At 61.9% G+C, this 14,720-nt stretch carries 15 protein-coding genes; 1 reads left to right on the top strand and 14 read right to left on the bottom strand.

All coding sequences use genetic code 11. The annotated features are described in order from the left end of the window. Positions 1-175: 175 nt before the first annotated feature. The 12 genes from AC1DWF_RS12130 to rfbA form a co-directional block, all read right to left on the bottom strand. Positions 176-1,585 carry a M20/M25/M40 family metallo-hydrolase gene (locus AC1DWF_RS12130; protein WP_476784258.1) on the bottom strand — a complete coding sequence of 470 codons (1,410 nt, stop codon included), beginning with the start codon at positions 1,583-1,585 and terminating at the stop codon, positions 176-178. Positions 1,586-1,607: 22 nt separating this feature from the next. Continuing rightward, entirely contained in the window at positions 1,608-2,930 is a 1,323-nt protein-coding gene (locus AC1DWF_RS12125; RefSeq protein ID WP_476784257.1) for an amidohydrolase family protein, read from the bottom strand. Between the two features lie 13 nt (positions 2,931-2,943). Beyond that, positions 2,944-4,005, bottom strand: a complete 1,062-nt coding sequence (locus AC1DWF_RS12120; protein WP_476784256.1) for an ABC transporter ATP-binding protein — start codon at positions 4,003-4,005, stop codon at positions 2,944-2,946. Between the two features lie 6 nt (positions 4,006-4,011). Continuing rightward, a complete protein-coding gene (locus AC1DWF_RS12115; protein ID WP_476785728.1) occupies positions 4,012-4,800 on the bottom strand; it encodes an ABC transporter permease in 789 nt (262 codons plus the stop codon). Beyond that, on the bottom strand, positions 4,800-5,624 hold the full coding sequence (locus AC1DWF_RS12110) for an ABC transporter permease (protein WP_476787815.1): 825 nt from the start codon (positions 5,622-5,624) through the stop codon (positions 4,800-4,802). Before AC1DWF_RS12110 ends, AC1DWF_RS12115 begins: the two co-directional genes overlap by 1 nt. Before the next feature lie 201 nt (positions 5,625-5,825). After that, positions 5,826-6,866, bottom strand: coding sequence for an ABC transporter substrate-binding protein (locus AC1DWF_RS12105; protein WP_476787797.1), 1,041 nt, complete (start codon positions 6,864-6,866; stop codon positions 5,826-5,828). Positions 6,867-6,992: 126 nt separating this feature from the next. After that, positions 6,993-8,273, bottom strand: a complete 1,281-nt coding sequence (locus AC1DWF_RS12100; RefSeq protein WP_476841706.1) for a glycosyltransferase WbsX family protein — start codon at positions 8,271-8,273, stop codon at positions 6,993-6,995. After that, positions 8,270-9,112: a glycosyltransferase family 2 protein gene (locus AC1DWF_RS12095; protein ID WP_476787798.1), complete on the bottom strand. Its 843-nt coding sequence runs from the start codon at positions 9,110-9,112 to the stop codon at positions 8,270-8,272. The genes AC1DWF_RS12100 and AC1DWF_RS12095 overlap by 4 nt, the downstream gene beginning before the upstream one ends. 108 nt (positions 9,113-9,220) lie before the next feature. Continuing rightward, positions 9,221-10,093, bottom strand: coding sequence for a dTDP-4-dehydrorhamnose reductase (rfbD, locus tag AC1DWF_RS12090; RefSeq protein ID WP_476787799.1), 873 nt, complete (start codon positions 10,091-10,093; stop codon positions 9,221-9,223). Positions 10,094-10,101: 8 nt separating this feature from the next. Continuing rightward, positions 10,102-11,181, bottom strand: a complete 1,080-nt coding sequence (gene rfbB, locus AC1DWF_RS12085; RefSeq protein ID WP_476841705.1) for a dTDP-glucose 4,6-dehydratase — start codon at positions 11,179-11,181, stop codon at positions 10,102-10,104. Continuing rightward, entirely contained in the window at positions 11,178-11,741 is a 564-nt protein-coding gene (rfbC, locus tag AC1DWF_RS12080; RefSeq protein WP_476786176.1) for a dTDP-4-dehydrorhamnose 3,5-epimerase, read from the bottom strand. The genes rfbB and rfbC overlap by 4 nt, the downstream gene beginning before the upstream one ends. Continuing rightward, positions 11,734-12,615, bottom strand: coding sequence for a glucose-1-phosphate thymidylyltransferase RfbA (rfbA, locus tag AC1DWF_RS12075; RefSeq protein WP_476786175.1), 882 nt, complete (start codon positions 12,613-12,615; stop codon positions 11,734-11,736). The genes rfbC and rfbA overlap by 8 nt, the downstream gene beginning before the upstream one ends. A 272-nt stretch (positions 12,616-12,887) precedes the next feature. Here rfbA and AC1DWF_RS12070 point away from each other — a divergent pair, with 272 nt between their 5' ends. Continuing rightward, the gene (locus tag AC1DWF_RS12070) at positions 12,888-13,481 is read left to right on the top strand and encodes an ankyrin repeat domain-containing protein (protein WP_476787816.1); all 594 of its coding nucleotides are present in this window, start codon (positions 12,888-12,890) and stop codon (positions 13,479-13,481) included. A gap of 186 nt (positions 13,482-13,667) precedes the next feature. Here AC1DWF_RS12070 and AC1DWF_RS12065 read toward each other — a convergent pair whose 3' ends face one another. Further along, positions 13,668-14,066: a F0F1 ATP synthase subunit epsilon gene (locus tag AC1DWF_RS12065; protein ID WP_476782648.1), complete on the bottom strand. Its 399-nt coding sequence runs from the start codon at positions 14,064-14,066 to the stop codon at positions 13,668-13,670. Between the two features lie 105 nt (positions 14,067-14,171). Further along, positions 14,172-14,720 (bottom strand): ATP synthase beta subunit C-terminal domain-containing protein (locus AC1DWF_RS12060; RefSeq protein ID WP_476841704.1); only part of this gene is annotated, 549 nt, incomplete at its 5' end.

Raw genomic sequence — 14,720 nt, 5'->3', positions numbered from 1 at the left:
TGGCACGGCGAAGCCGTGACGGTGAAGGGGTAATACCGTAGAGCGAAACGACAACCCATTGGGGGAATGGCCCAGCGCCAACGCTCCTCATCCTGAGGTGCGAGCCCGCTAAACCTTCATCCAGTCGCGAAAACTTCGGCGGCGAGCCTCGAAGGACGCACCCGCCAACCACCACTCAGCCCTTCTCCTCGGCAAACGCCGCGAGAATGCGCGCCCACGAGCGGATACCCTTCCGAAAACTACTGAGGTCGTATTTCTCGTTCGGGCTGTGGATGCGGTTGTCGAAACGGGCGAAGCCGACAAGCAGCGAGTCCATGCCGAGCTTGTCCTTGAAGGCGCTGAGGATCGGGATCGACCCGCCGGTACCGGCGACGGCCGCCTCTCGCTCCCATTCCTCGGTCAGCGCGCCGAGCGCCTTCTGCAAGAACGCGCCATCCACCGGCATGACCGTTGCGGCACTGGCGCCATGGTCGATGAATTCGACCGAGCAATCCGCCGGCACGCGCCCCCGGACATGGGCGCGGAACGCGGCGCGGATCTTTTCCGGGTCCTGACCGGCAACCAGTCGAAACGAGATCTTGGCCTTGGCCTTGGCCGGGATGACGGTCTTGAAGCCTTCGTCGGTGTAGCCGCCGATGACGCCGTGGATTTCGCAGCTCGGGCGCGCCCAGACCTGCTCCAGCACCGAGCGACCCGCTTCGCCGGCCGGCAGGCTGAGGCCGATATCGCCCAAAAAGCCCTTGTCGTCGAAAGGCAGCCGCTGCCACTGCGCCTTCACAGATTCGGGCAACTCCTGGACACCGTCATAAAAACCCGCGACAGCCACGCCGCCATCCGGTGTGCGCAGGCTTGAAAGAATGTCCGACATCACCTGAAGCGGGTTACGCGCGGCATTGCCATAGATACCCGAATGCAGGTCGCGATCGGCGCAAGCGATCTCGATCTCCTCCTTCAGCACACCGCGCAGCATGGTGGTGACGGCAGGCGTCTCGGCATCCCACATGTCGGTGTCGCAGACGAGCACGACGTCTGCCTTGAGCTCCGCACCGGTCTTTTCGAGGAAGGGTGCGAGGCTCGGGCTCGAAATCTCTTCTTCGCCCTCAAACAGCACCGAAACTTGAATCGGCAGGCTGCCGGTGACGGCCTTCCAGGCGCGGCACGCCTCGACGAAGGTCAGCAGCTGGCCCTTGTCGTCGGAAGCGCCACGGGCGACGATATGGGTATCGCCATTGGGTTGCGGCACAAGCTTGGGCTCGAACGGATCGGAGTGCCACAGCGCCACCGGGTCGACCGGCTGGACGTCGTAGTGGCCGTAAAACAGCACATGCGGCCCCTCGCCCGAGCGATCATGGCCGACGACCATCGGATGGCGCGCTGTCGGACGCACAGAAGCGTCAAAGCCAAGCGCTGCAAGCTCCTTGGTCAGCCAGTCGGCGGCGCGGCGGCAGTCGGCGGCATGCGCCGGATCGGTCGAAACCGAAGGAATGCGGATCAGGTCGAACAGGCGCGCAAGGCTGGCGTCGATATTGGCGTCGACATTTTGCAACACCTTTTCGAGGTGCCCCGAAGCTTCGTTTCTGTTCATGGGTATCGTCCTTCTTCCGTCCTCAGCCGGCGGCGTCGATGCGCGCCATCTCGGCCTTGAAACTCTGCGCCACCTGCAGCGCGTCGCGCAAAACCTTCTTGCGTTCGAGGCTCAGAACCTCGCGGTCGCGCATCAGCCATTGGCCCGCTACCATGACGTCGCGCACGTCGGTCGGCATGGTGGCGAACACCAGCGTCGAATAGACATCGTAGATCGGCTGCTGGCGCGGCGACGACAGGCTGACACGTATGAGATCGGCCTGCTTGCCCGGTTCGAGCGAGCCGACCCTGGCGTCCAGTGCGAGCACCTTGGCGCCATCGCGGGTCGCCATGCGCACGACGTCGACCGAGGCCATCGGCTTGCGGCTGCGACCCAAAAGCTTCTGGAACATCGACACCGGCGCGAACTGCGAGAACAAATCGAGCGTGTTGCCGCTCATCGCGCCATCGGTGGAGATACCGACAGCAATGCCCGCCGCGCGCATAGCTTCGACAGGCGCAATGCCCCTGCCCGCCTTGCCGTTGGAACGGGCATTGTGGGCGACGCAAACCTGAGCATGAGCCATGCGCTGGATGTCGGTTTCATCGACATGCAGGCAGTGGGCGCAGATCAACCCCTTGCGTAGCAGGCCGGCCTTTTCGACAATCTCGACTGGACGCATGCCGTGGGTCTTTTCAGCCCACTCCATCTCGGCATCGCTCTCGGCGAGATGCATCTGCACCGGCACGTCAGGATGATCTTGGGACCAGCGCGCGATGCGCTCCATGACGGCCATGCCGGTCGAGTATGGCGCATGCGGCGCGATCGACGGCATGACACGGTCGTGCCCCGAGAATTCCGCCACCAGCTGTTCGGTGAGCGCGAAGCCTTCGTCAATGGACTTATGATCAGGCGGATCGAAGTCGGCGATGGTCTGGCCGAGAACGCCGCGAATGCCAGCTTGGGCGACGACGCAGGCAACCTCGGTCTCGAAATAATACATATCGGCGACCGTGGTGACGCCACCCTCGATCAGTTCGAGCGCGGCCAATGCCGTGCCTGCACGTACCGCCTCGGGCCGCACGAACTTGCGCTCCAAAGGCAGGATGTAGCGGTAGAGCCGGTCGTCGACGTCTTCGCCCAGGCCACGGAACAGCGTCATCGCCATGTGGCAATGCGGGTTGACCATGCCGGGCATGACGAGATCGCCCTCGGCATCGATCGTCTCCGCGCCGGCGATTTCAGGCGCGTCACCGGAGCCTACGGCCTTGATGACGTCGCCCTCGACATGGACCCAGCCCTTGTCGATGACCGGCATCGCCGGCGTGCAAGGCAGGAGGGTGGCGTTGGCAATCAGGATGGACACGGCAGTCCTCAGCTCATTCCGGCTTCAGCACGCAGCACTGATCGGCAACTGGCACAAGCTTAGCCTTGCTGCCGAGCTCAAGCGGAGTCGACAGCGCGCCATTGGCGATCAGCATGCCGGCGGCGGTTTCGGACTGGTACTGATAGGCGCGGCCGAGATAGGTGCGCAGGCCGAGTGTGGCCGGAATGCCTTCAGCCTTGGGATCGGTGGAAACCGCAAGGCCATCGGCACGGGCGGCAAGGACGAACGCATCGGGGATCGCGCCAAAGCGGTCCTGCGACAGCTTGAGCTGCGAGCCGTCAGGCGTCGTTGCGGTCACGGTTGCACCGTCGCGCGCCGAAACCTTCATCGGCACCAGGTTCTCGAAGCCGACGAAACGCGCAACAAAGGCATTGGCCGGGCGCTGGTACAGCGTCTCGGGCGTGTCGAACTGCATGATGCGGCCGGCATTCATGATTGCCACACGGTCGGAGATCGAGAACGCCTCCTCCTGATCGTGGGTAACATAGACCGATGTCGTGCCGTTGGCGCGCTGTAGCTGACGTATCTCGACACGCATGTCGACGCGCAGCTTGGCGTCGAGGTTGGACAGCGGCTCATCGAACATCAACAGCGGCGGCTCGATGACCAGCGCGCGCGCAAGCGCGACGCGCTGCTTCTGGCCGCCCGACAATGCGCCCGGCAGGCGGTCGGCGAGCTGCGACAGCCCGACACGCTCGAGCATCGCCTTGGCGCGCTTCTCGCGCTCGGCGGCAGATACGCCGCGCTGCTTGAGGCCGAAGCCGACATTGTCGAGTACACTGAGATGCGGAAACAGCGCGTAGTTCTGGAACACCAGGCCGATGTCACGCTTGTAGGCCGGCAGACGGGTGAGGTCCTTGTCGCCGAGCCGGATCGTGCCCGAGGTCGGTTCGAGGAAGCCCGCGATAAGACGCAAGGTCGTTGTCTTGCCGCAGCCCGAGGCGCCGAGCAACGAGACGAGCTCGCCCTTGCCGACCGACAGCGACAGGTCCTCCAGCACCTTGGTGGCGCCGTAGTGGGCAGTGAGATTCTGGACTGTTAGTGCCTGGGTCATATGGGTCTACTTCGCAAGGAAGGTGAGGCCGAGCGTGCGCTCGACGATGGCCATGACTGCGACTGTCAGCAGCATCAGCAGCACCGACACCGACGCAATCGTCGGGTCGAAGAACTGCTCGACATGGGCGAGGATCTGGATCGGCAGCGTCGAGATGCCGGGACCGGTCAAAAACAGCGACGTCGAGACGTCGTTGATCGAGGTGATGAAGGCCAGGATGAAGGCCGCAATCACGCCCGAGCGGACATTGGGCAGGACGATGGTGAAGAAGGTCTTCACCGGCGGGCTGCCAAGGCTGACGGCCGCCTCTTCGATCGAGAAGTCGAACGAGGCGAGGCTCGCCGAGACGACGCGCACGCAATAAGGCAGCACCAGCAGCATGTGGCCGACGAGCAGCGTCAGGAAGATCGGCGTGTCCATGCCCACCGCCACCGATTTCAGCAGCGAAAAGCCAAGCACGATCTCAGGCACCAGGATCGGTAGCACGAAAACAGTCGACAGCCAGGACGGCAGCTTGATGCGGTAGCGGTTGAGCGCGTAGGCGGCAGGAATGCCGATCAGCAGCGCCAGACCTGTCGCGAGGAAGGCAAGCTCCAGGCTGGTCACGATCGTGCGCTTGAAGGCGCTGATCGCGAAGATGTTTTCGAACCAGCGCAGCGTCAGGCCTTGCGGCGGGAAGGTCAGGTAGGTGGTGTCGCTGACCGAGGCGCCGAGCACGATGATCAGCGGCCCCATCAGGAAGATGTAGACCAGGACGGTAAACAGGATCAGCAGGGGATTGATACGGCTGGTCATCATGTCGCCATCGGGTTGAGACGCCGCGCAACGCGGCTCATGGCAAGTACGACGGCGACAGTTATCACCACCATGATTGCTGCGATTGTGGAGGCACCGACCCAGTCGAACGACACCATGGCGCGCTGGTACATCAGCGTTCCCATGACCATCTGGCGCTCGCCGCCAAGCAACTGCGGCGTGGCATAGGCGGTGAACGAACCGGTGAAGACGAGCACCGCACCAACGATCAGGCCAGGCACCGCGAGCGGCAGGATCACCTGGCGAAACGTCCCGGCGGGCGTGGCGCCCAGCGAGGCCGAGGCCTGGACGACGTCGTCGGGGATGTTTTCAAGCACACCGACCAGCGTCAGGATCATCAGCGGCACGAACAGATAGACCATCGCAACGATGACCGATCCTTGGGTGTAGAGCATCGACAGCGGCTCGCTGATGACACCGATGCCGACCAGGAAATTGTTGAGGATGCCGTTCTTGCCGAGGATGATCAGCCAGGCGAAGGAACGCACGACGACACCGGTCAGCAGCGGGAAAACGGCCGCGATGATCAAAAGGCTCTTCAGCTTACCCGGGGACTTCGACACCACATAGGCGGTCAGGAAACCGACGACCAGCGAGATGGCGGTCGTCGCCAGCGATATCTCGATGGTGCGCCACAAAACAGTGCGACGGAAGCCGCTGCTGAAAAAGGCGACGTAAGGCGCGAAGATGCCGCCGTCTTCGCCGAAGGTCGTGGCGATGGTGGCGGCGACCGGCAGTATGAGGAAGGCCAGAACCGCCAGCGTCGCAGGCCCGGCGAGCCACCATCCAGCAAAGCGTTTCAGCATGAAGTCCCGATCTCTTCCAGTTTACCCTGGCGCGCTCCGCCAAGGGAGCCTCGCTTGCGAGGCTTGCTAACCTTCATTGCGCGATAGCGAAAGGCGCAGAATGCCGCAAAGGGCGGTGCAGCGGGCAAAAAGGGTAGATTCTTGTGCGATGTGCACAAGAATGAGGAAGGGCTAAACGCCCTTCCTCATCTGTTGGTCTTACATGCCGAACACTTCGTTCCAGCGGTCGACCCAGTCGGTCTTGGCCGTATTCAGCTTCTCATAGTCGACCTGCTTCAGCGAAGCGATCATGTCGGCACCGTAGGTCCACTGCTTGGCCTGCTCCGGGGTCAGTGTGACAGCCTTGACGACAGGCGCATCGACAGCGTTCTCGGCGGTCTTCTGCTGGACCTCCTTGGACAGAACGAAGTTGATGAACTCATGCGCCAGCTCGACATTGGCAGCACCCTTGGGGATGTTGATGGTGTTGAGCGTGGCGATCGCGCCATCCGAGAGATCGGCCCAGGCAGCGGTCGGAACGGCAGCCTGGATCTGGGCGAGCGTGAAGTCCTGGGCGACTGAAGCCGAGATTTCGCCTGTCGAGAACAGGTTCACCAGCTCCGAGCCGGTGTTGTAGTTCTTGACGACATTCGGCTTCAGAGCCTCGATCGACTTGAAGGCGCCATCGGTATCGGCAAACGGATCAACCCCGGCATGCGCGGCAGCGATCATCACGGCCATCGGGCCTGCGGTGGTGGTGATGCCCGGCAGCGACAGCGAAGCCTTGAAATCTTCCTTCCAGAGGTCGTTCCAGGAAGTGATCGGTGCCTTCACCTTGGCGGTGTCATAGATGACGCCGACGCGCCCGATCGTGTAGGCCGGGCCGAATTCACCCTGCGGTGCCTTGGCGAGATCGTAGAGACCTTCGAGGTTCGGCACCTTCGACTTGTCGATCGGCTGGAACAGGCCTTCCTTGATGCCGATCTGCGAATAGGCGTCGGTGAAGTAGGCGACGTCGACGCCTTCGCCGTTGCGGATCTTGATCTTGTTGAGGCGGTCAGCGTTATTGCCGGTTTCGAACACGATCTCGCAGCCGCATTTTTCCTTGAACGGCTTGATGATGTATTCGTCGAGCTTGTCACCGTTGAAACCCCACCAGGAGATGGTCAGCGTCTTGCCCTGGGCAAGCGCAGGTGCGGCGACGAGCGTCGTCGCGAGGCCAGCAACGCCAGCCGCGAGAAGGGTGTGAAGTCGTGTCATGGAAAGCCTCTGTTGTTTGACGCCCTGGCGCCAAAGGGGCACGCTGAGGGACGGCTGAGCCTATTTTCGCGACAGCTAAGGTGCAACTCCAAATGTTGTGCAGCGCACATCATTATGGAGCGAAGCTCAGCTGGATTTTGTGTCGCCGCCCATTTGTACAGCATGCCCTCGGACTGCGGAGGCACAGGCTTCGAGATAAGCGTAACCGTATCTCAGGTCGGGCTCGAGATAGGCACCCTCGCCCCACTCATTCCAGGCGTTGATGAAGACCATCCGCTCGGACGCGGGATTGGCTCTGGCCCGTTGCATCGCATGCCCAAGCCAGTCCTGAAATAATGCCGGCGTCGATCCATGGTAGATTTGTGCGGAGGTTGGCCGACGGGCGCTGTTATCCCAGGTTGGCATGACACCAGGGTGAACCACCCCATCTGGGGCAGGCTTGGCTTTGTCGGCCAGTACGACGTCCGGATAACGGCGGATTCGCCCGCCTTTTTTGACTGCCGAAACCGCCAGGCTGCTTTCGATGTTTGGGGTACGAACGCCATGCGGTGGAAATTCCGACAAGGCATCGAAGCCATATTCCGCATGATCACCGAAGTCGAAGGCGTTGGTCGCGATGAGATAGACGCCAGGATAACCCAGTCGTTCCATCTCGCCGCGCCAGCGCGCGACCGTCGCCTTGAGGTCGGGAAAAAGGCTCGCGCGATAGATTGTGAGGACCGGCTTGCCGTTGATATTCAGATAACGCGGATCGCGGAAATATTTGTCGAGGCCGCGAATGACCGCGAGATCGTCTTCCGCCGAATGTGTCTGGGCCAGGAGTACGTCCTGCTCACGGCCTGACCAGCGCCGCGACCAGGGCTCGTTGGCCCAGCACAGGCAAAATGGCAGATCAAGATCAGCTGTCTTCAGGTAATGATCGAGCGGGCCTTCGAGCAGGCGCTTGCCGCCGAACCAATAGAAATGGAAGCAAAATGCCGAGATCCCGTACAGCTTGGCCAGTTCCACCTGTCGCTGCATGATTTCAGGCACACGCAGGTCATAGTAGCCCAGTTCGCCCGGTAGGCGCGGCTGATAATGTCCCTCAAAGACTGGAAACGCGCGCGCCACATTGCGCCACTCGGTGAAGCCCTTGCCCCACCAATCGTCGTTTTCCGGGATTGGATGGAACTGCGGCAGGTAATAGGCGATCAGCCTGATATCGACAGGCGACGGCTCCTCGCTGGCAATCGGCACGTAGTCCGATGATGGGTAGTTCGCTTGCGCGTTATCGACATAACAGTCGTAGAGATTGCTTGCAGCCGGCCGACTAGCAGTCGCGGATTTGACAGCGCGGCGAAGTGCCGTCCACAGCCTGCGTAGCGCTGAGGGATTTTCGCGCCATGGCGCGCCGGACTGGGCATTCATGTATGTTTTCCGACATTGTCGACCGGACCGCCGTTCAGCCCGCGCATGAACCCCAGCAGCTTGGCACGGCGCGCTTTGCTGAACAGCACCTGTGGCAACAGCAATTTCAGCCGGGTGCGGTAGCGCTCTGCCGGCAAATCCAGGGGACGTTTGTGCTTGTTCATGACATAGACCAGCGAGCGCCCCATGGCCTCGCCCTTGATGCGGCCGGACTCGATCGACCGCGCGCTGGAGTTCCCCTCCGCGTGATCGACGACGGCTTTCGCAGCAAGTCGCAATTCGATGCCTGCCTGCCGCAGCCGCAAACTGAGGTCATCGTCCTCGTGAAACAGGAAGATCTCCCGGTCGAACCCGCCAATTTGCTCAAAATGCGCGCGGCGGACGAAAATACAGGCGCCGTGCAAGACCGGAATGATGCAATCATCTTCAGGCGGCGCGCCGCGCCAGGACTGCGCTTGAGGCAGCAGCCTGGACCAGCGCTTGAACCTTCGCCTGGCGCCGGAATAAAACCGCGGATTGAACGCCGCATCGGGATAGGCATTGGCAGCGGCAACAAGCGCTTCGACAGCACCGGCTTCGATCCTGAGGTCAGGATTGACAAAGAGCAGGAACGTCGCAGTGCCGGCAGAAGCCCCAACATTACAAGCGCCGCCGTAACCAACATTGTTGCCGATTTCGACCACCGTCGCCCCACTGGCGGACGCGAGAACAGTTGAATTGTCAGAACTGGCGTTGTCGGCGACAATAACATTCACGCTATCTGGAACGCTTTTTGTAAAAGCCTCCATGACACGCCCACTGTTGTGGGTGACGACAACCAGATCGACATCTATCTTCATACGATGTTCAGCTTCGCTCCACATGCACCGAGGTCGACGACCGACATCGACCGATAGACCAACGCCTCAAGCGAGGTCACTCCCAAATTGTCCGGGAAACCAACATTGTCAATCTTTGGTGCCTGCCGCCAGTTCCACGACCAATGCCTGGACCCTGTCTTTCCAATCACCGGCGCGATAGCCGAAGTCGCTAAAGAACGCGTCCGAGTTGAGTTCCGAGTTCGCCGGACGCGCCGCCTTGGCTGGCCACTGGTCGCTGCCGACCGGCTCGACCGCAGCCGTTGGTCCGCCRAGCGAAGCGCTGACCGCAAAGACATGGCTCGCCAGGTCGTACCAATTTGCCCGGCCTTGGCCGGCGAGATGATAGAGGCCGCCGGGAAAGCCGCCTTCGCGGCGCCGGATCATTGCCGCCGCCAAAAGGCCATCGGCAAGGTCATGGGCTTCGGTCGGGTTGCCGAACTGGTCAGCTACGACCTGCAGGCGATCGCGCGTCGTCGCCAATGACAACATCGTCTTGACGAAATTGCGGCCGTAGCGGCTGACCACCCAGGCGGTGCGGACGATCAGGTGATCGGGATTGCCGGCGCGCACCGCGTCTTCGCCGGCCAGTTTGCTGCGGCCATAGACCGTCTGCGGATTGGGCGTGTCGGTCTCGACGTAAGGCCGCACAGAGCGACCGTCGAAGACGTAGTCGGTGGAGATATGGACGATCGGAATGCCGGCAAGCCTGGTCAGGCGTGCCAGTTCAGCCGGTGCCTCGGCGTTGAGGCGAAAGGCGCGTTCGGGCTCATCTTCCTGCTGGTCGACGCCGGTATGTGCTGCCGCATTGATCACCATGTCGGGTGCGACCGATTTCAGCACCGGGGCGAAGGTCGCCGGGTTCTCAAGGTCGAGATCGGGTCGGCCGACCAGCACGATCTCGGCCCTGGCCTTTGCCTGCACCGCAAGCGAACGGGCCAGCTGGCCCGACGTGCCTGTCACCAGGATCTTCACTTGGCGCCAACCAGTCCCTGGCGGCTGCCGTCGAAACGCTGCTCGCGGATCGGCCGCCACCACCAGCCATTGGCGAGATACCAGTCGATGGTCCTGGCAAGACCAGTCTCGAAGGTCTCCTCCGGCGTCCAGCCGAGCTCGTGCTCGCTCTTGGTCGGGTCGATGGCGTAGCGCCGGTCGTGGCCGGGGCGGTCGGTGACATAGGCGATGAGGTTAAGATGGGATTGACCGCCGGCCCTTGGCCGGCGGGCATCGAGCAAGGCGCAGATGGTCTGAACGACTTCGAGATTGGTGCGCTCGGCGCGGCCACCGATATTGTAGCTCTCGCCGACCCGGCCTTTGGTCATCACCGCTTCCAGCGCCCTGGCGTGGTCCTCGACAAACAGCCAGTCGCGCACATTGGCGCCCTTGCCGTAGACCGGCAGCGGCTGCTCATCGAGCGCATTGGCAATGACCAGCGGGATCAGCTTTTCAGGGAAATGATAGGGACCGTAATTGTTGGAGCAGTTGGACAGCACCACCGGCAGCCCGTAGGTCTCGTGCCAGGCGCGGACGAAATGATCGGATGCCGCCTTCGACGCCGAATAGGGCGATGACGGCTTGTAGGGCGACTCCTCGGTGAAGACGCCGGAATCGAAAGGCAGGTCGCCAAAAACCTCGTCGGTCGAAACATGATGGAAGCGGAAGCGCTTGCGTGCCTCGTCGCCAAGGCTGCGCCAATGGTCGAGCACGGCCGACAGCAGGCTTGCGGTGCCGACGACATTGGTGGTGACAAACGCCATCGGCCCGTCGATCGAGCGGTCGACATGGCTTTCGGCCGCCAGATGCATCACCAGCTCGACCTTCTCGTCCGAAAGGATCTGGCGCACGGCGTCGGTGTCGCAAATGTCGGCGTGGTGAAAGGCATAGTTGGGATTGCCTTCGAGATCACGCAGCGACGTCAGGTTGCCGGCATAGGTCAGCTTGTCGAGATTGACGACACGGTAATTGCCGGTGCCGACCAGATGGCGGCAGACGGCCRAGCCGATGAAACCGGCGCCGCCGGTGACCAAAACAGTTTGGAGAGCGTGCTTCACGAGTAGACAAATCCGGTTTCGACTTCAGCCAGCAAGGGTGCTGCAGCATCCTTCGCCGACAGGATCATTTCAGCTGTTGGCACCGGCCAGTCAATGGCGATGTCGGGATCATCGAAGCGGATCGAGCGGTCATGCGGCTGCGAATAGGGCGCTGACACCTTGTAGACGACCTCGGTGTCGGGTTCCAGCGTGACAAAGCCATGCGCAAAACCCTTGGGCACCAGGATCTGGTTCCACTGCTTGTCCGACAGCGTCAGCCCGACCCATTTGCCATAGCTGGGCGAGCCCTTGCGGATATCGACGGCGACATCGAAGATCGCGCCGCGCAGCACCCGCACCAGCTTGTCCTGGGCGAAGGGCGGCGTCTGGAAATGCAGGCCGCGCATCACCCCGCGTGCCCGCGACAGCGACTGGTTGTCCTGCACGAAGTCGACATGGATGCCAGCCGATGCCAGTTTCCCGGCGTTCCATGTCTCGGAAAAGAAGCCGCGTTCGTCCTCGAATTTGGCTGGCCGGATCTCCAAGACGCCGTCCAGGCCAAGCTTGCGCACTTTAACCATGGCTGATTTCCCTGACCCGCCGTTCGAGATAGCGCGCATACTCGGTCTTGCCGAGCGAGGCGGCGCGGCGCAGCACCTCTTCGTCGGTGAGCCAGCCCAGTTCAAAGCCGATCTCTTCGGGACACATGATCTTGATGCCCTGGCGATGTTCGATCGTGCGCACGAAAGACGAGGCGTCATGCAGGCTGTCATGGGTTCCGGTGTCGAGCCAGGCATAACCGCGGCCCAATCGAACCACGTGCAGCTTGCCCTGATCGAGATAGGTGCGGTTGACGTCGGTGATCTCAAGCTCGCCACGAACGGACGGCTTGATCGACGCGGCGATGTCGACGACCGAATTGTCGTAGAAATAAAGCCCGGTGACCGCCCAGTTCGACTTCGGTTCAGTCGGCTTTTCCTCGATCGTCAGCGCCTGCTGGGTCGCCTTGTCGAAACTCACGACACCGTAGCGCTGCGGGTCCTCGACCTGATAGGCAAACACCGACGCACCGCTTTCGCGGCCGACAGCGGTGCGGCAGCGCTCCGAAAGCCCATCGCCGTAGAAGATGTTGTCGCCCAAGATCAGCGCCACCGGGCTTGTGCCGATAAACTCGCGCCCGATGATGAAGGCCTCGGCCAGCCCGTTCGGCGAGGGCTGCTCGGCATAAGAAAACGACACGCCAAAGGCCGATCCGTCGCCCAGAAGCTGCTGGAACTGCGGCAGATCGCGCGGCGTCGAGATGATCAGGATGTCGCGGATACCCGCCAGCATCAGAACGCCAAGCGGATAATAGATCATCGGCTTGTCATAGATCGGCAATATCTGCTTTGAGACCGCAAGCGTCGCTGGGTAGAGTCGCGTGCCGCTACCACCGGCTAGTATGATGCCCTTCACAGTGGATTCCCGATATCGTTGCCTTGACCCCCGTCCGGCTGACTTTCGCAATAGACCGTATAGCCACCGCAAACAAGACACCACGTACGCCAGCCACAATCACGTGCAGATTGCGGTTCATGAAGTAATACTTGGGGAGCATTGGTCCGCTTCCGATCCTGGACTGGCCCCGCGCATTGAAAGGTACGAAAATGACCAAGGCTTTGCCTGCCATTGCTTATGCTCTATTCCTCGCCGCCGTGGCGTGGATTTCAYCTGCTGCAGGAGACGACATGCTCGAACTCGAGTTGCACGCAATGGCAGCAAAGGGCGACGCGCCCGCTATCCGAGGGCTCCTGGCCAAAGGCGCCAGTATCGACGCCCGCGACCAACGCGGCCGCACTGCGCTTCTAATCGCCACGCATGCCAATCAGGTCGAGGCCGCGAAGATGCTGATCCAGGCCGGTGCCGACGTCAACGCCAAGGATGCCATCAGCGACAGCCCCTATCTCTATGCCGGTGCGCGCGGGCATCTGGAAATCCTGCGCCTGACGCTCACTCACGGCGCTGACCTCAAGAGCACCAACCGTTATGGCGGCACGGCTCTTATTCCTGCTGCTGAACGCGGCCACGTCGAAACCGTGCGCGCACTGATCGAGGCCGGCGTCGATGTCGATCACGTCAACAAGCTCAATTGGACGGCCCTGCTGGAGGCGATCGTGCTGGCAGACGGCGGCCCGCACCATGTCGCGATAGTCAAGCTGCTCGTAGACGCAGGCGCCGACGTCAATCTTGCCGACGGCGATGGAGTGACGCCGCTTCAGAATGCGCGCAAGCATGGCTTCTCCGAGATAGAGAAGATCCTGGTCGCCGCCGGCGCGCAATAGTGTCACTGGGACTTACCGGCCGCCAGGGCCTAACCCTGTCCAGTCGAACTGGACAAATCCGCGCGGCCGCTGCGCTTGGACCCACGTTCCTAACCGCGAGTCCGCAATTCCAGAAAAGCAAAAAGCCGCCGGAGTGACCGACGGCTCGAAGCCATTCTGGTGGGCCGCAGCCCGCATGCAAGAGCCTTAGATTGCGGCTTCCAGCGTCGAAAGATGGTTCAGATAGGCTTCCGCCTTGGTGCGGGCCTGATCTTCCTTGGCGTCGGAGAGATCCTCGCGCGCTTCCTGGATACGGCGCAGCAGTTCAGCGCGGTCGATATCCTTGACCGATGTCGCCGATTCGGCGAGCAGCGTGCAGCCAGCCGGAACGATGTCGGCAAAACCGCCAAATACGACGTAGCGCTCTTCCTTGCCAGCAACGGTCTTCACCGTCACAACACCAGGCTTGATCGTGGTCATGACCGGCGCGTGGTTGGCCATGACAGTCATTTCGCCTTCCGCACCCGGAATGACGACGGACTCGACCTGCTCCGAAACGAGCAGACGCTCGGGCGAGACCAGTTCGAATTTGAAAGCTTCAGCCATGGTGTCTCACAAATGCTTGGACGGAGTTCCGAGCAGACCTGCCCGTAACAGGACAGTGATCGGGCGACAGCGCGGACCCCAAGGCCCGCGCTGCGGCTGGTATGATTATGCCGCTTCCGCAGCCAGGCGCTGGGCCTTTTCGATCGCCATGTCGATGCCACCGACCATGTAGAAGGCAGCTTCCGGCAGGTGATCGTATTCGCCGTTGACCAGGCCCTTGAAGCTCTTGATCGTGTCTTCGAGCGGAACCAGCTGGCCGGGCGAACCGGTGAACACTTCGGCGACGAAGAACGGCTGCGACAAGAAGCGCTCGATCTTGCGGGCGCGGGCGACCGTGACCTTGTCCTCTTCCGACAACTCGTCCATGCCCAAGATGGCGATGATGTCCTGCAGCGACTTGTAGCGCTGGAGGATTTCCTGAACGCGACGGGCGACCGAATAGTGCTCTTCGCCGACGATCAGCGGATCGAGCATGCGCGAGGTCGAGTCGAGCGGATCCACGGCCGGGTAGATGCCCTTTTCCGAGATCGCGCGGTTGAGAACGGTCGTCGCGTCAAGATGCGCGAACGAGGTTGCTGGCGCCGGATCGGTCAAATCGTCGGCGGGGACGTAAATCGCCTGCACCGAGGTGATCGAACCCTTGTGGGTGGTGGT

This window comes from Aminobacter sp. P4_D5, from assembly GCF_056401815.1.
This window is presented reverse-complemented; position numbering and strand designations above follow the sequence as displayed.